At 49.3% G+C, this 16,735-nt stretch carries 16 protein-coding genes; 6 read left to right on the forward strand and 10 right to left on the reverse strand.

Going from position 1 to position 16,735, the window contains the following annotated elements:
* Positions 1-240 precede the first annotated feature (240 nt).
* The 6 genes from AC2D8L_RS12390 to sigJ all read right to left on the reverse strand — a co-directional run bounded on the left by AC2D8L_RS12390 (position 241) and on the right by sigJ (position 8,330).
* On the reverse strand, positions 241-3,636 hold the full coding sequence (locus AC2D8L_RS12390; protein WP_484685792.1) for an error-prone DNA polymerase: 3,396 nt from the start codon (positions 3,634-3,636) through the stop codon (positions 241-243).
* Positions 3,637-3,651: 15 nt separating this feature from the next.
* The gene (locus AC2D8L_RS12395) at positions 3,652-5,259 is read right to left on the reverse strand and encodes a Y-family DNA polymerase (protein ID WP_484685793.1); all 1,608 of its coding nucleotides are present in this window, start codon (positions 5,257-5,259) and stop codon (positions 3,652-3,654) included.
* A complete protein-coding gene (locus AC2D8L_RS12400) occupies positions 5,141-6,049 on the reverse strand; it encodes an ImuA family protein (RefSeq protein ID WP_484685794.1) in 909 nt (302 codons plus the stop codon). The genes AC2D8L_RS12395 and AC2D8L_RS12400 overlap by 119 nt, the downstream gene beginning before the upstream one ends.
* A 204-nt stretch (positions 6,050-6,253) precedes the next feature.
* Positions 6,254-6,568 (reverse strand): Dabb family protein, encoded by a 315-nt coding sequence (locus AC2D8L_RS12405; protein WP_484685795.1) that lies wholly within the window; start codon positions 6,566-6,568, stop codon positions 6,254-6,256.
* 107 nt (positions 6,569-6,675) lie between these two features.
* Positions 6,676-7,359, reverse strand: coding sequence for a methyltransferase (locus AC2D8L_RS12410; protein WP_484685796.1), 684 nt, complete (start codon positions 7,357-7,359; stop codon positions 6,676-6,678).
* Between the two features lie 71 nt (positions 7,360-7,430).
* A complete protein-coding gene (sigJ, locus tag AC2D8L_RS12415) occupies positions 7,431-8,330 on the reverse strand; it encodes an RNA polymerase sigma factor SigJ (RefSeq protein ID WP_484685797.1) in 900 nt (299 codons plus the stop codon).
* 135 nt (positions 8,331-8,465) lie between these two features.
* On the opposite strand from sigJ, the gene AC2D8L_RS12420 reads away from it, so the two are divergent.
* From AC2D8L_RS12420 to AC2D8L_RS12430, 3 genes are all read left to right on the forward strand, one after another.
* Positions 8,466-8,849, forward strand: coding sequence for a hypothetical protein (locus AC2D8L_RS12420; RefSeq protein ID WP_484685798.1), 384 nt, complete (start codon positions 8,466-8,468; stop codon positions 8,847-8,849).
* Positions 8,846-9,379 (forward strand): hypothetical protein, encoded by a 534-nt coding sequence (locus AC2D8L_RS12425; protein ID WP_484685799.1) that lies wholly within the window; start codon positions 8,846-8,848, stop codon positions 9,377-9,379. The genes AC2D8L_RS12420 and AC2D8L_RS12425 overlap by 4 nt, the downstream gene beginning before the upstream one ends.
* Before the next feature lie 66 nt (positions 9,380-9,445).
* Positions 9,446-10,240, forward strand: a complete 795-nt coding sequence (locus tag AC2D8L_RS12430) for a DUF2189 domain-containing protein (protein WP_484685800.1) — start codon at positions 9,446-9,448, stop codon at positions 10,238-10,240.
* Positions 10,241-10,252: 12 nt separating this feature from the next.
* On the opposite strand, the gene AC2D8L_RS12435 is transcribed toward AC2D8L_RS12430, so the two are convergent.
* Positions 10,253-11,302 (reverse strand): glutathione S-transferase C-terminal domain-containing protein, encoded by a 1,050-nt coding sequence (locus AC2D8L_RS12435; protein WP_484685801.1) that lies wholly within the window; start codon positions 11,300-11,302, stop codon positions 10,253-10,255.
* 320 nt (positions 11,303-11,622) lie between these two features.
* Between AC2D8L_RS12435 and AC2D8L_RS12440 the strand changes: the two genes are divergently transcribed.
* Together AC2D8L_RS12440 and AC2D8L_RS12445 are read left to right on the forward strand one after the other, a co-directional pair.
* Entirely contained in the window at positions 11,623-12,054 is a 432-nt protein-coding gene (locus tag AC2D8L_RS12440) for a MarR family winged helix-turn-helix transcriptional regulator (protein WP_484685802.1), read from the forward strand.
* Positions 12,055-12,063: 9 nt separating this feature from the next.
* On the forward strand, positions 12,064-12,777 hold the full coding sequence (locus AC2D8L_RS12445; protein WP_484685803.1) for a deiodinase-like protein: 714 nt from the start codon (positions 12,064-12,066) through the stop codon (positions 12,775-12,777).
* Here the strand turns inward: AC2D8L_RS12445 and AC2D8L_RS12450 are convergent.
* The 3 genes from AC2D8L_RS12450 to AC2D8L_RS12460 form a co-directional block, all read right to left on the reverse strand.
* Positions 12,774-13,727: a hypothetical protein gene (locus tag AC2D8L_RS12450; protein WP_484685804.1), complete on the reverse strand. Its 954-nt coding sequence runs from the start codon at positions 13,725-13,727 to the stop codon at positions 12,774-12,776. The two genes, AC2D8L_RS12445 and AC2D8L_RS12450, sit on opposite strands and share 4 nt — an antisense overlap.
* Before the next feature lie 139 nt (positions 13,728-13,866).
* Complete coding sequence (locus AC2D8L_RS12455) at positions 13,867-15,276, reverse strand: heme biosynthesis HemY N-terminal domain-containing protein (protein ID WP_484685805.1); 1,410 nt, start codon at positions 15,274-15,276, stop codon at positions 13,867-13,869.
* Positions 15,273-16,364 (reverse strand): hypothetical protein, encoded by a 1,092-nt coding sequence (locus AC2D8L_RS12460; protein WP_484685806.1) that lies wholly within the window; start codon positions 16,362-16,364, stop codon positions 15,273-15,275. The genes AC2D8L_RS12455 and AC2D8L_RS12460 overlap by 4 nt, the downstream gene beginning before the upstream one ends.
* On the opposite strand from AC2D8L_RS12460, the gene AC2D8L_RS12465 reads away from it, so the two are divergent.
* Entirely contained in the window at positions 16,351-16,719 is a 369-nt protein-coding gene (locus tag AC2D8L_RS12465; RefSeq protein ID WP_484685807.1) for a hypothetical protein, read from the forward strand. The two genes, AC2D8L_RS12460 and AC2D8L_RS12465, sit on opposite strands and share 14 nt — an antisense overlap.
* Positions 16,720-16,735 lie beyond the last annotated feature (16 nt).

The following is a 16,735-nucleotide window of genomic DNA, read 5'->3' on the forward strand; positions in this document are numbered from 1 at the left end:
GGGGAGGGAAATGGGCCTGGATTTGTTGTTGATGCAAATCACTAAAGTGGAGTGCTTCCCCTGTCCTCATGGTGAGCTTGTCGAATCATGGATGTGGTGCACTGCTTTTTCATCCTTCGACAGGCTCAGGATGAGGTTTGGGAAAAGCCTTTATGTTAGGCACCAATTGGCGGGGGTGCCGGGGTCGGGAGCGTAGCGACCAACGGCGGCGCGAAAAGTGCTCGCGCACCGTGAGGTAGGTTAGTGAAAATCCCTTGATTTTGGGATCACCCGCACATTGCGTGGATGGCGGTGTTCGGTGGTGGGTTTGGCGTGGCTGTCATAATCAACGTTAGAGACCACTTCGTCAGCTGGGGCGGGGGTGGCGCGGATATGTTGGTCTGAGAGTTGGGTGAGCCAGTGGGTGCGATCAACCAATTTGCGCACCACTAAATGCATCACATTATCTTCGGTTTGTACTTGGCCATGTACTTCAACAAATTTGGCGGTCATCACAACTTTTCGATATTGCTCGAGTATTTTCTTCCACACGATGAGGTTGGTGACCCCGGTTTCGTCTTCGATTGTGATGAATACGACGCCTTTGGCGGTGCCTGGGCGTTGGCGCACTAAAATCACGCCAGCGGTGCTGGCCCAGCGATTATGCTCTAGCTTTCGAACATCCTGTGCGGTGATGATGCGGCGTTTTTTAAGGCTTTCGCGCATGAAGGACATGGGGTGTGCTTTTAGGGAAAAGCGCAAAGCTTGGTAATCTGCCACCACATGTTCAGATAGTTTCATCTTGGGCAAGTGGGTTTGAACCTCTTCGCCCTGTTCTGCGGCATCTGCCTGTTCAAATAGGGGCAAGGGTTTTGCCCTGTTTAGCGATCGGGCATCCCATTTGGCTTGGCGACGGTCTAGGCCAATGGAGCGGAACGCGTCGGCTTCGGCGAGTTTTTCAACGTCAAAGATCCGGAAATCCGCGCGTTTATGAAGGTCTTGAACTGAAGTGAATTTTGCCTGTTCGCGGGCGGCGATGAGTTGTTCTGCATATTGTTTGCGCAAGCCATCCACTTGGCGCAACCCAATGCGCAACGCCCATTTTCTTTTGGGGTAAAGCGCGTGCCACAGCATGGATTTCCTATTTACGCTTTTGCCGTGATGTTGCTCTTCAACCGGCTTGGGGGTTGGCAATTTAAGCTCATCATCAGGCTCAATTGGTTCAAGAGAATAATTCCAATTGGAGTGATTAATATCGACGGGCAAAATGCAAATATTGTGCTCGGCGGCATCGCGGATGATTTGGGCAGGTGCGTAAAAACCCATGGGTTGGGAATTGAGCAATGCGGCGGCAAAAATTTCGGGATAATAATGTTTGAGCCAACATGAGACATAGACCAATAAAGCAAAGCTGGCCGAATGGCTTTCTGGGAAGCCATATTCGGAAAAACCTTTGATTTGGTTGAAGCAACGTTGGGCGAAATCCATTTCGTAGCCGCGTTCAACCATGCGATCTACCATGCGGTTTTCTAAACTATGGATGGTGCCGGAACGCCTGAAAGTTGCCATGGCGTGGCGCAACTCGTCCAGTTCTTTGGGGGAGAATTGAGCTGCGTCCATGGCGATGCGCATGGCCTGTTCCTGGAAAAGCGGCACGCCCATTGTTTTGTGCAAAATCTGTTTCAGCTCATCGTGTGGGCCATGGTCTGGGTGCGGGGCGGGGAACTCGGTCGGTTCAATGCCTTTGCGGCGGCGTAAATAGGGGTGAACCATGTCGCCTTGAATGGGGCCGGGGCGCACAATAGCGACCTCGATCACCAAATCATAAAAGGTGCGGGGTTTAAGGCGCGGCAACATGCTCATTTGCGCCCGGCTTTCAATTTGGAAAACCCCAAGCGTATCGGCCCGGCAAATCATATCGTAAACCAACGGGTCTTTTTGCCCGACTTTGGCGAGATTATAATCCTTATTATAATGGGTGCGCAGCATCTCAAAAGCTTTGCGGATGCAGGTGAGCATGCCAAGCGCCAACACATCGACCTTTAAAATGCCCAGCGTTTCAATGTCATCCTTGTCCCATTCGATGAAAGTTCTGTCGTCCATCGCTGCATTGCCGATGGGAACGGTTTCGATCAGCGGGCGCTCGGTTAAGACAAAGCCGCCAACATGTTGGGACAAGTGGCGGGGGAAGCCGATCAGTTCCTTGGTCAATTCAATGACGCGGATCAGATAGGGATCGTTAAAATCCAAACCTGATTGTTCTAAATGTTTGTCGCCACCTTGGCCCCATGACCCCCAAACGGTGGAGGCCATGGCGGTAGTCACGTCTTCGGTAAGGCCCATCACTTTGCCCACTTCACGAATGGCGGAGCGGGAACGATAGGTGATGACGGTGGCGGTTAACCCGGCCCGGTGGCGGCCAAACCGTTCATAAATATATTGGATGACCTCTTCACGCCGTTCATGTTCAAAATCCACATCGATATCGGGGGGCTCGTTGCGGGTTTCGGTGATGAAACGCTCGAACAGCAAATCGATTTCGTTCGGGTCAACAGAGGTGATGCCCAAGCAATAGCAAACGGTGGAGTTGGCGGCGGAGCCACGTCCCTGACATAGGATTTCGTCAAAGCGACCCTTATCGGGCTGCGGGGTGCGGGCAAATTTGACGATGTCGTAAACGGTCAAGAAATAGGGCGCATATTCTTTTTGTTTGATCAGTCTGAATTCGTTTTCAATATTGGTTTTCACCTTTTCAGGCACCCCATCGGGGTAACGCCATGCAGCGCCTTCCCAAGTAATTTGTTCTAAATATTGTTGCGGTGTTTTGCCTTCTGGCACGGTCTCTTCGGGATATTCATATTTCAGTTCATCAAGGTTGAAGGTGCAGGCATGCATAATGTCTAATGTGGCGTCGAGCGCATGTTCGTGACCCTCAAATAGTCGGGCTATTTCTTCGGGGCGTTTTAGATGGCGTTCTGCATTTGCGGCGAGCAAAAATCCGGCTTTATCGATGGTGGTCTTTTCGCGAATGCAGGTGATCACATCTTGTAAAGGACGGCGGGATTTTTCGTGATAAAGCACGTCATTTGTGGCGAGTAATTGGGTGCCTAATTGGTTGGAAAGACTATCGAGCATGGCGATATGGGCGCGGTCATTCCCTTTATAAAGCGCGCTGGCGGCAAGATAGGTTGGCTTGGGCAGAGCATTGGCCATTTTGCGCAGTTCGGTGATGTCGGTTGGGGTGATTTTTGCTGGGGGGATCAGGGCAAATAGACTGTCTTGTGCATGGTCTAAAACATCTTGAAATTGAAGATGACATTCACCTTTTTCAGCCCGCATTTTGCCGATGGAGAGCATGGTGCAAAGTCGGCCAAAGGCTTCTCGATCTTTGGGATAGGCCAAGAGGCTATAGCCGTTGTCACTACCCTCATCTAAATCAATACGTAGCCCGATAATCAGTCGGAAATTCGTGCTCGGGTGCTCCGTCTTAATGTGTCTTGCTTCCCGATGGGCACGGACAATGCCTGCAAAACTATTGCGGTCGGTGATAGCGATGGCGCTTTGGGCTTTTAGATAGCTTGTCGCGACCAGTTCGCCGGGATGAGCGCCCCCGCGCAAAAACGAATAATTGGATGTGGCTTGAAGTTCAACGTACATTTCGACTAGCCCATCTCACGCAAAAAGACCGTGAAGGCGCCAGGTGGGCAGGCCTTTTTCCATTGGATCATCATAATGACCTTCGCGAAAAACCCAGTAGCGCAGGCCTTTATGATCTTCGACTTCAAAATAGTCGCGCATGCGCAGTTCGTCCGCCAGATCAGCCCACCATTCGGGCAATATCCGTTCGGGCCCTTGGGCATAGGTGATGTGGCGCATCACTTTTCGCCAGATGAATTTCATCGGCGGGCCTTCGGGGATTTGGGCGATAACCTCAATCATTTCAGGATGGGAAAAAAGCGTTGTTGGACGGCGAATTGTTTTGGGCCAATTATCCCAGTTTTGCGGCTTAAGCGGGTGGATGCTTTTTTGAGAATGTTCGGGGATATGGCTTTGAAATGGTGCGAGCCGAAAAACAGAACCTGACCCTAACCGATTAGCGACCCGGTCCAGAAATGGCGCGAGATTTTCATCCTGCCTTGTGGTTGCTTGATGGGTATCTAGTTGCAATTGGCTGGGGTGGAGTTGATCCACTTTATTGGCAGATAGAACCAAAGCGTCGATGCCAAAGCCGGGGTCGATAGTGACCAGTTTTTCATCAAATAGTCGTTTGATGTGTGGTTTGGATCGGGTGGGTTGGGCCAGACGAATGGGAAAGCTTTTAACTTTCCCATCGCCAAAAAAGCAATCTAGGCGCAAATGCAAAACGCCTTGTTGCAACTGATCCAAAAGCGCAAAAAGCTGATCGAGCAGCTCGTAAAACCCATGTTCGATTGTCGGCAAATCGATAAAGGGATCGATGGGGGCGACTGTGAAACGGAAATCGGGTTGCTGTTCTGGCGCGGTGAGGGGTTCTTCATATCGGCCAACGGCTTGATCTAACCGTTTAAGCACTGCTTCGCCATGTTTTGGGTCCGGAAAGCGTCGGGTTAAGCTTGCGCGGGGCAGGTCGAATAATTGCCCAATATTTTTTAGCCCCAATTGATAAAGCGCATCGGCTTGTTCTTCACTTAAACGCAGGGCATGAACGGGCAAAAAGGCGAGGCCTTGATGTGGGTTTTGGGGCGGCAGAATAGTTTTATTGTTCTTTTCGTATTTTGCGAGTGCCCATGATGCGCCAATGCTGTCGCCTAAACCAAGCCTTGTTTTATGACCTAGACTTTCCAGCTCTTTTTCAATTCTGTCCAGCATGGGTCTCTCACCGCCAAACAGGTGATCGCAGCCCGTAATATCTAGGAAAATAATATCGGGCTGGTGGGGCACAACAATGGGGGAAAAGCGCATTAGCCATGCGGCGCGGCGCATCAGCAGGCGCTGATCACCTTCGGGGTCGTGATAAATGGTTTCAAGCTGATGGCAGAGGGCTTTTGCATCATTTAGGCGCATGCCTGAGCGCACACCCATCTGCAAGGCGGTTTTATTCGCCGCGAAGATTTTGACGCCTTTTGGCGTTTGCTCAATTAAAGCCAATGGGCTTTTTGCGGATTGGGCTTTGTCCTTTTCTTCAGCTGGCGACCCCTTGCCCATTTTGTCTGTGCTCGGATGTTCTTGCCGCCACTTGAGGCGTAAATGTTCGATTGGCAGGTGTGGGAACCATAAACACAGGATGCGACGATGTTTCATATTCAAGGCTCCATGAACCGGTTTGTCCTGAGCGGGTGCGCAAAAGATGAGCACGCAAATGTCGCGTGCCGGGCGCGCGTTCATCAAATGGGTTTTTTCCGCTCATCTGGCTTTCAATTTGCCAGCGGGAGAAAGCGGCGCTTGCGCCATTGCAATTATGTGGGCGATGTAAAAAAAGCGGCGTCGCCCCGGTTTGGGTGGCAAGGGACAAGCGCCTTGTTTGGGTAAAACTGACATCTTCAATATGCCCCACCACGGCGGTAAAACTTTTGGCGCGGGTGGCTTCTTCTAAGGTCCAAAGTAGTTCTTTGTCGCTTTTGGCGCTCACCATAATGAAACGGTTTGGATCAAGGTTGAACGCCAATAGGCCGGGGGCGAACAATTGGCCCATATCGCGGGTTTGATGTTGGGTCGTGCACCAAAGAATGGGCGCGCTGTTTGAGGTTAATTCGCTTTGCATCTTTAAGGCGAGAAGCAAAAAGCTGGTGCTGGCGGGGTCGCCATAGGTTTTGGGCAATATTTCATGCAGAACAGGCCGGGTTAAAATATCGGTATTGAGTTGGGGCGCCAATTGGGGCAATTGGCCGGCCAAGATGGTGGATTGTTTGGTACTGATGGGCGGTAATGATGGCGGGTTGGCTTTTGCATCATCGTCATTTGCAGGGGTTAAAGCGGCATGGCTTTTCAAAGGTTGGACGGATTTAACGCCAGCATTTTGCCCACCAGATTGCTCAATTTGTTGCAATTGCTGGCGCAAATTTGAAAGCTCTTGATGTCTGTCCTTATGCATTATTCGCCCGCCAAGTTTAATGAGAGTTGGCTAGAGCCTTGATGTGACTCTTAAATTCCAGACTCCTTAAATGTTCATGTTTTGTTCTGCATGTCAATTTGAATGTGAAATGAGGGATAGGACAATGTGTTGCGCAGAAGTGAAAGATCGGCGTTATGCAAAGTGATGGGATTGTTATTTATCGTATGAAGACATTAAGCGGTTTCAATTCGCCACGTCTAAATCAAACACGATAATCCCCTCAGCGCCATTATTGCAAAGTTCGCATAGGCGTGCCCCCAAAGCCTGATGTGTTGGGTGTGAGGCGTAGGTTTCCAACGCGGCTTGGTCTGAAAAGTGGATCACGAAACCAGACTTGAAAGCAGGGGATTTGCCTTCAAAGTCTTTATTGGGCCCAAAATTAAATTTTTGGACGCCATCAAGGCCATGACTAAATTTAGCCAATTCAGAAAGGATGGTGTGTTGTTCGGCGGGGCCTGCACTTTCTTTAAAATCACAAAATACACAATGAAGAATCACACCTTGCTCCTATTCCAAATTACGATTTTCTTTTCATCAAAAATCTACTGGTTATCGCGTGTATGCCCGACATAACTAGCGTGAAGTTCTAGGCGATAGAAGAGAATCTATCCATAAATTCGTTGCATATCCGGCTTCTCGGTACAAAAATAATGCACCCAGATATAAATGTGGCTGAATAGGGCCAAAACCAAAGCCGCGGTGGACTGAAATAGAAATGCTGGGACCCACAAATTGAGGAAGCCAAAAACATACATGGCATTCGGCGACCAGGTGAAAATACCTTGGCGGACGAATTCCTTATCCCGATAGGAAGGGTCAAAATGGTCGATGCCGAATGCACGCGAAAGGCCAAAATAATTTTTAACCGAATAGGCTAAATAGGCTCCGGGAACAAACAATGCAAAAGCAATGATATAACCCACCACAGGGTCAATAGGCAGCGTGCCTCGGTTTGACCACGCAAGGGCCAAGATCAGAATTGGACGCAGCGCAATCAAAATTGCAAATCCAATTTTGAATATTGGAAAAGCGCGTGTACCAAATAGGCGGGTTAGATTTTGGCCACCCAGTTCTAGCCGCCAACCCAGCCAGACATAAATTTGGTGAATGATGGCATTTGCAGCGACAAACCAAGCCCATTCAGATGTGGTAAAGCCCAAAAAAGAACCTGTTTGAAATCCAGAAAGCGAAAAGCAAAAATACAGGGCAATGAGCAAAACAGATAGGGCTAGAAAATGTGTAACTTGTCCTTCAAAAAACGATGCGATTTGCGTGTTCTTTTGTACCACCTGCTTAGCTCCTCCTCTCTGCATTGGAATGTTCACATGTACCGCTGCTCGAGGCAAGTGGGTAGAGTAGGTCAGTTTAGTGATGATACGACATTGAATTGAATATGCCCCAATTTCTCAGGGTTGCGTAGGATGTAAAGGCAGGCGATCTGGCCGGATTTTGTCCATTCGATCGACCAAGTTTGTAGGCTGTCGTCTGGCTCTTTGATTAAAATACCTGGGTCACCATTGATGGACATGAGTTTGAACTTAAACGCTTCGGGCTGTTCGGTTTTCTTTATTAAATTAACGAAGAAGCGCATAATTTTTTCACGGCCATAAATGGGATTAAGGGTTGCGCTTTTAATGCCGCCGCCATCGGTGATCATAATTGCATCATCGGCTAGGAATTTTGAGAAACTGTCTAAATCGCCGGTTTGCAGGGTTTGGTGAAATGAGGTGATCAGCGGTTCTTCTGCCTTGTGCCGTGGTAGCGTTTCAGATCGTTCGGCGCGGATTTTTTGCCGGGCGCGGGATGCTAATTTGCGACATGTGGGTGCTGTGCGATCCAAGGTTTTAGCGATTTCATCAAAGCCCAGATCAAAAACATCATGCAGCAAAAAGGCGGCTCGTTCCGCCGGAGATAGTTTTTCTAGCGTTAGGATGAGGGCGACAGAAACATCATCAGCGACTTCTTTGGCATGGTCGGGGCGGGTGTTTTCGCCTGCATCAACATGGTCCCAAAAAGGCTCTGGCAACCAAGCGCCTACATATGTTTCTTTTTTTCGTTTCGTTGCACGTAGTTGATCCAGACAAAGGCGGGTGACGATGGTGGATAGAAAATGGGGTGGGCTATCGACTTGTGTTTGATCCACATTGTTCCACCGCACCCACGCATCTTGAATGACATCTTCAGCCTCGGTGACGGACCCAAGCATTCGATAGGCGAGCCCCATCAATCGAGAACGTTCTTTTTCAAAAAGGTCGGTCATCTGTCGCATTCCGTTTGCTCTGGCTTTTACAAATATAGACGAATGGGTGGTGAAAAAAGTGACCAAGTTGGTCACAAATTATCTGGCTGAGGCGTCATAGGGGTAGTTCACGTTTGTAAATGTTTGGAGATAGAGATGAACAGAAACGTACTTTGGGGCCTTGGCTCTTGGTTTTTGTTTCTTGCAGGAACAATGTTTTTAACCCCACAATTTTGGTATCAATCAACCCCGGGCGTGCCCGAAATGGGCCCGTTTAATATGCATTTTGTGCGCGACATCGGGTTGGTGTTTTTGTCCAGCAGCATGATGATCATCTATGGCCTGATCAAACGAGATAAAACCGCTTTGGTGGCGGGTGCTTTGTGGCCCTGCCTGCACGCAGTATTTCATATCTATATATGGTTTGTGCGCGGTGTGCCGTTTGATGTGATCGCCTTTTCCAATCTATTTGGCATTCAACTGCCAGCGTGGCTGGCGCTTTTTGCGGGATTGAAGTTCGAGCGGGGAGCAACATCATGATCAAAGGATTTTTGCATGGTCAAACGAAGAAGTTTGAAGATCAATATGCTTACAATGCGGATTATATGCATCACATCATCGAGAAGTCACTTGGTGGCGGGTTTCGACTGGGGCTGTTGCCGGTTCTAAGTGCCTATAAAGGCCCTGAAGCGGCCGTCAATATTTGGGCCGGGGCAACATTGGCCTCAACGCTTGATGGGGATTGTGGATCTTGTGCGCAACTGATTGTCAATCAAGCGCTTGAAGCGGGGGTGCCAGCCCAAGAATTGGAAGATTGTGCAAAGGGTCGTGCCAGCGCGAAGACTGATTGCGGGCTTGGATTTTTGTTTGCTCAAGCAGCTATTCGTGGTGATCAGGACGTTGGAACATTGCGGGCAGAAATTGTGTTGCGGCATGGCGAGGAAGCAGCAATCGCAGCGAGTTTCGCGGCGGCTATGGGGCGGGCCTATCCGGTTTTAAAGCGGGCAACCGTTGGGCAAACAACTTGCGAAATGTTGCGTTTTGATGGTCAAGAAATGCCCGCGGGGTAATTGCGATAGATCATTGTTTCTCTTTTGAGGTGGGCTATTTTAAGCTCACCTTGAGGGGGGAGATTGATGAGTGAAAATAGCAAGGTGGCGTATCAGCCACCAAAATTGCCGAGTGTAAAATCAATTACATTTAAAGATGTGCGGGCCGCGCTTCATGCTGGCTGGCAGGATTTTTTGAAAGCGCCGATTTACGGGCTGCTGTTTGGCGGCTTCTATGTCGCTGGTGGGCTGCTGATATGGGCCGGGCTGATGCTTTATGACATGCCTTGGATGATTATTCCGGTGGCAATCGGGTTTCCGTTGGTTGGTCCATTCGTGGCCGTGGGGCTATATGAAGTCAGTCGTCGGCTATTGGCGGGTAAGCCACTTGTTTGGAGCGAAATATTATTGCTGATGCTTGGGCAACGTGAACGCCAACTTGGTTGGATGGCATTTGTTGTGATGTTTATTTTTTGGATTTGGATTTATCAGGTTCGATTGTTGTTGGCCCTGTTTTTAGGCTTTAAGAGCTTTTCTTCAATTGAAGAGTTTGTGCGTGTGATCACCACAACGCCTGAGGGGCTTGGGTTTTTGGCCGTGGGCACGTTGGTCGGTGCGGGAATAGCGTTTGTGCTTTATGCCTCAACCGTGATGGCCATGCCCTTATTGATGGACCGGGAAGTGGACTTCGTGTCAGCCATCATCATCAGTTTTAAATCTGTGATGACAAATTTGGGGCCCATGTTGGGGTTTGCTCTGATCGTTGGGTTGCTGACAATTATCGCGATGGTGCCTGCTTTTCTGGGGCTGTTGATTGTGCTGCCGGTTTTAGGGCATGCAACTTGGCACCTTTATGGCCGAGTGGTGGAACCAAGCGAATAGGCTAGATTTTCTCTATCGCGCTAATTCGGGGTGTTCATACGCTTCAGGATAGGTCATGGGATGCGAAGGCCCTAAGGGGACGACATTGTTCCATGACCGACCAAAATAGCCCTGACGACAATGAATAAGCGATCCGCTTTGTGCGACGCCGGGCAATGCGTAAACTCGGCATAGCCAACGCCAAAGGTGCGGGAAATCAAGAATTTTCGCGCCGTTCAGTTTCATGCGTAAATAATAGACCGGATCATGTCGATAAAGGGTCGGGAAAAGCCGCAAATCAGCTTCCGTAAAATGCTCGCCCGTTAGAAAGGGTTGGCTGTCCTTTGCAAGTCTGTTTTCCAGAGCTTCAAGTGCGCTGAAATAGTTTTCGTATGCCGTGGCGTAGATAGTCTGGTCAGACGAAAAACCAGCTTTATAGGCACCATTATTGATGTGCACATAGATAGATTTATTTAGTTCATCAATTTCAGCACGCAGCGTTTCGTTTTTCTCGCCCGTTGGATAGAGGTCCATCCGTTCTTCATCGCCATAAATGGAGCCAAGTGGCTTGGCTTGTTGGTTGAGCATGCGCACGATCTCGGCGCTTTCATTGGTGACAATGCGTTTTTGTTTCTTGTCATAAAGAATGGGCACAGATGCTTCGGATGAGCCCTCGGCCTGATAGATTTGCGTAGCCAGCCGGAAATGTTGGCCGGTTGCAGTTTCGTAAGTGCATTCTGCCAATGTCTCGCCGCTCAATGTTGCCACGCGTTCAGGGTTAAACTCCCAGCGACTGGCTTCAATTGGATCGTCCTCGGTGGTGCGATTGGGGAAGGCGACATCCATGGTGATGGATTGTGACAGGCCTAGGATGTTTCTGGCTAAAGTCACGCGATGGCACCATGGGCAATTCAGGGCGACGAATAAATGATAGCGATTGGGTTCAGCAGGGAACATATCTGTTTCGCCCAATATGTTGCGAAACTGGCTGACCCCGCGCACGAATTCGCCCTTTTTCCGGCGTTCAGCGGCGTCGGTTTGGTTTTCGTCGACTGAGGTGTCTAACTTATCATTGTTGGGCATCTAAAGCTCATGATCATGGTGCAAAGTAAAAGGGTCGTGACTAATAAAAGTCACGACCCCATCTCAATATTCTTAAAGGCGTAAGCCTCGGGCATGTAGAAGAGAGCTACATTTTGCCCCGAAAGGAGTTGATTTAGCGGTGCGTTGGCTCCGCTTGTGTCACCTCAATTCCAAAGCCCAAACCTTTTTGTGAATAATGATTAGACATCAGGCACCTCCTTTCAATTGTTAATGTTGGGGTAAGCTTGATCTCAAAATCAGAATCCGTCAAGAAAAACTTAGTTGATTGTAATTTACAACTATTGTATATAGCATCTATTATGATGAAATTTGACGACATATCTTTGTACTGGGTCAACCGACTAGGTTTCTTGGTTCGGCGTGAACTAAGCGACCGGTTTAAGGCAAATGGCCACAATATTGGTGCCGAAGAATGGGCGGTGTTGTTGCACCTCTGGCGGCAAGATGGCATGGCCCCCAGCGACATTGCAGACGCGACCATTAAGGACCGTACGACAATCACCCGGTTTATCGATGGCATGGAAAAAAAGGGATTGGTGACGCGCCAAATGGACCCAAAGGATCGGCGGCGGTTTCAAATTGTTTTGACCGAACGAGGCCGTGACCTTGAAGCCGAGCTTGTGCCAATCGCAAAGCAGGTCATTGGCAGGGCCCAAAACGGGTTAACTGAAGACGAGCAATCCACTTTGGTGGGTTTGCTGCGCAAAATGACGAACAACTTAATCGAATAGGAGTTCAAAATGGCTGACTATAATTATGCTGAGTTTTCAACTGGCGACTACAATCTGAACGACTTTCATGGACCAAAGCTTGGCACCAAAGCACCTAACTTCACTTTGCAAGACGTAAACGGGGATGACGTGGATTTGCTTGGTTTAGAAGGACAGTTTTTGGTGCTTGAGTTGGGATCGATCACATGTCCGCTTTTTCAGGGCCGACGCGGTGGCATGACCAAACTGGTGGAAAAGTACCCCCATATTGACTTTGCTGTTCTCTATGTGCGCGAAGCACATCCGGGCAAAAGCATTGGGTCGCATACGAATTTTGATGAAAAGAAAGCTTGTGCGAACCGACTGGCGGAAGACGGTGAAGGGCGACGTATCTTGATCGATGATTTTGTAGGTACAGCGCACAGCGCATATGGCTCGTACCCCAATGCGGTGTTCATCATCAATAGGAATGGCTGCGTTTTGTTTCGGGCTGATTGGAACAACCCTCATGCGACGGCTAAAGCGCTCGAGAATTTGCTTAAGGGAAAACCAGCAAATGTGAAAAGCTATTTCAAACCCGCACGGCCTGACATTGTTGTTAAAATAATGAAGGATAGCGGAAAAGGCTCGCTAGCGGATTTCCTAAAAGGGTTGCCGGTTTTGATTTGGAAGAACCTTATTCGGCGCAACTTCTTGCTAATGTTCAACCGCGAACCAAAAGTGATGCCGGGAGCGGATTGCTAATTTACGGCAAAAGATCCGCTGCAGCTTTCATGATCTTGTGAAAGCTGCATGCTGCCATTTTCCGAGGTCACATCATAGGACAATAGAGCTTTTGTAAGGTCTAGATTTTGGGTGAATTTGGGAGCAGCAAAAATGTCGTTTTGTGCCAAAACCAACTGCCTATTTGCGTAGATGTTAAACGAAAATCCAAAATGATGCTTGAACAAATAGGCCGTAAAGGCTTGGGCAAATTGTTCTTTTGGCGAGCAAATATCGTAGGCTCTTGTGAAGGCGCGATCTTTGTCCATGTCAATGGATTGGCTCGCGTCGAAATTGGCGCCTAAAAACGTACATTTTGATGAGCCTACCAACGGTTGAGCGGGTTTGGCACAATGTTGAGCATTATCCTGTAAAAAGATGTGCTCAATATGGTGGGCAATTTCGTGGGTGTAAGCCGCCGCAAATCCATGATCGAAGGTGAGCTCAGGCTTGAGGGATCTTTGAAACTTTATCCAAAGTTCGCGCCTGTCGGCATATTTGACAAATATGTCTTTGAATTTGTACCCGGCATGGGCCCAAAGAACCCTATCGTCAAATAGAAAATCTCGTTTTCTCAGCATGCTCCACGCAATGCTCATCTGCCCATTTTCGTAAAACAGACCGCCTGGCGCTGGATCGAGATAACGAACAAGATTGATCTGTTCAAGGGAGCAGGTTGCTTGTTTGACAAGGGGTGGTGAATTCAGAAAAACGCGAATGAACTCTAGATCAGCGTCGGGAAATTCTGGATCTGATTTCTTGCATTCCGCATCAGGATCCAACCGATCTTGATAACAAACATAGTCTTGGATCGGTTTGGCGCACTCAGTCTCAAAAAGAGAACGTATGACCACATAGTCGTGAAATGCGGGCACCGTTGCGATAAGGCAAACAAGAAAGAATGAGCCGATAAAAAGAGGATAAAACCGCATGGCAAAGCTTCAATAAGTGTAAATTATTACCAAGCTTAACCGCCATTCGCTAATCAGGCCAGTGAAATGCAATAGAGCGCGAAAAATGAAAGCCGCAGGCGATGGCTATCACCTTCAATCATGTATTACTTGGCTTTGTTTAGGCCTTTGCGTTGCTAACGCTTTCAGTTGAATTTTGTGCGATCAAGGCAGGTTTTGGCTCTTCCTGCGTTCTAGATAACGGCTCTTTCTCAGTAGGTTCTGATGCAGGAGCATTGCTTGTTTTGCTCATCGCGCGTTGCGGAACTTTCCATTCGAACTTATCCAACTTGCCGCTTAGGGGGGACGTCGGCTCCCATTCGTCAGAGCTAATACCGTCAGCAATCCAACTATTGTCTTGGTGGGCAGTTATGGCGCGGCCAAGCCAGGCGCGGGCTTTGCCTTGATCCCCGGTTTGGCCTTGCTCGATTTGTGCCATCAGTGCGCAAATGGACTGTGTGGGCTCGTTATCCGCAAAGGGCTGCAATGCGGCGCGGGCCAGATCCCATTCATGGGCTTCAACGGCGGCTGTTGCCAACACAACTTGTGCGTCCAAATCATTGCTGGTTTCGGACACAAGGCTTTTTGTGCGTTTTAGGCGTTCAATTGCAGACGCGCCAGATTGTGCGTTGGCATAGAGCAGAGCGACATGGGGGTGCGGGTTGGCACGCCATACACGGCGCAATAAGCCAGATGCTTTGCGCACTTCGCCACGGTTGATGTAGATACGGGCGGCGATTAGCGCCGCGGGCACAAACTCTGGAATGCGTTTAAGCGCATCTGTAGCGAATTGGATTGCCTTATCCGGATCGCTTTCTTCACCCTGTTTAGCAATGGCGGTGCGTAACACCCCTTCCATGCGTTTTGTCTTGGCTTTGTCGGCCCGGGTTGTGGGCATGTTGGTTAGATGTTCGAGCGCTTCTTCGAACTGATCATTTTTGGTGAGATCATCGAAGACGGCTTCATTTGCCCATTCAAGTTTTGGGGCAAGGCTCACCGCTTTTTGCGCAAATTTTAGGGCAGCGTCGCCACGATTTTGTTTTCTGGCCTGTTCGTAAAGTCCCGAAAGCGCGGCGATTGCTGTATCGGGGTTGGCGATCATTTCGCGATATTGTTCGCGGGCATCGTTCCAATTTCCTAGGTCAACGCTGGCTTGCGCTTCTAGCAATTGTGCGGCGCTGTTGCCGCCAAGTTTTACCCGCGCTTCACGGGCCAATTGTTTGGCCCGTGCAGGATCGCCAGTTTGCAGCGCAATAATCGCGTTTGACAGGGCGTCGACGCCTCTATTTTGTTTTCGATTGGCAGCCGCGCGGGTAAATAGAGCCGGAATGCCGAAAATGCGCCGCAAGATCGCCCAGACGAAAATGGTCACAAGCATCAGCAAAATGAGGCCAAATACTGTTAGGCCAAGACCCGGTTGCATCTGATAGCCAAATGCTTCGACAGTCACATTGCCGGGCAGGCCGATAATCCAACTTGCGCCAAGCGCGATAGCTAGAGAAATAGCAACGACGAGCAACATGCGGATCATTGATTTGTTCCTTGAAGTGAAGTCGCCAATTCAAGCGCCATAAGTTGTGCTTTGGACATTAGCTGACGGGCGCTGAATGTTGCGTTAAGCTTTTCGCCAAACGTGGGAACGAGCGCCTGCGCGTCTTCGGGCAATTGATCAAATGCTGTTTTGGCGGCCAAAAGATCATCCGCATCAAGAGCGGCTTCAATGCGGGCAACCAGCGCCAACGGATCGTTTCCGGTTTGATCAAGGGGACGCAAACCGATTGCCGACTTCGCTTGAGCTGCCAATTTGTCGTACCACGCCGCGTCGGCGGGCAGGTCAGCGCTGTCTTTGACAAAGAGTGGAATGTGCTGCGCAAATTCATCCCGAAGCGCGTTTAGCGTACTCACGCCGGTCGCGGCTTGTTTTTGCATCGGCTCCGATGGCTGAAGGTCTGGCAGAATAGCCATCGCGCTTGTGAGATAATTTGCAAATGGGGTGCCGGACTGAAGTGCACTGTCCCATGCGCTTAAAATGAGCGGTAGATTGGCAGCAGAAGATTGCGGTGCCGTTGCAGGCACTTCGTCAATTTTGACTGACAAAGCGGTGAGGGTTTGTGTAACGGACGCGGTTTCTGATTTTAGCGCTTCAATCGAGGCAACATTGACATTTTGCCTTTGTGCAATGGAAGCAATTTGGGCAATTGCTTGTTCGAGCCGCTCATTTTGCGCCAATTGCTGTTCAATGGCAGCAGAATTATCGGGCGACAATTCAATAATTGAGGATTTGAGGGCGGCTAGCTCGGCTTGCAGGTTCTCTAGTTCGTTTGAATTTGCAGAATTTGCGTTACCTGTGCTCAGGTCGGCGATTGAATTTTCTAACGATGAGAACTGGTCGGTTAAGGTGCTGATTTGATCACTTAGCGCGGATTGCGCCGCTGCAATTTCAACGACCTCATTGGTGGTCGCAAGCTCGCTAGTGTCTTGTTTTAGGGCGAACTTTGAGGTGTCGATCGTTGGTGCGTTCTCCAGATCAAAAATCCGTTTTTGCAATGTTTCAACGGCTGCTGAGAGTTCCGAGCGGGTCGCTGACTTCTCAAAAGGTGCGATATTGTTAAAAGCCATAAAGCCAATTGTTCCAGCGCCCAAAGTTGCACCCAATAATGTGGCAATAATGATTGTGCCAATCGATGAGCCTCGTTTTGCTTCAACCTTGGGCGTTGATGATGTGGTGTGGGATGATGAACTTGGTCGAGACGAAGCTGTCGCTTTTGGCGTTTTAACTGATGTCTTCGATGAAGTTGGAGACGGCTTTGACGTTGTCGACGTAGAAGCCGGTTTGGCACCAGATTTCGGTGTTGGTTTCAAGTCTGATTTTTCAGCAGGTTTTGCATCAATGATGGGGGGCTTTACAGGGCCCTTTTTGTCGTCTTCAGCCATAAATTTATTCCCTTGTGCCGCAAATCGGGAGCCTGTTTGATGTAAGACTTGTTATG

It is taken from the genome of Maritalea sp. YIW29, from assembly GCF_057219265.1.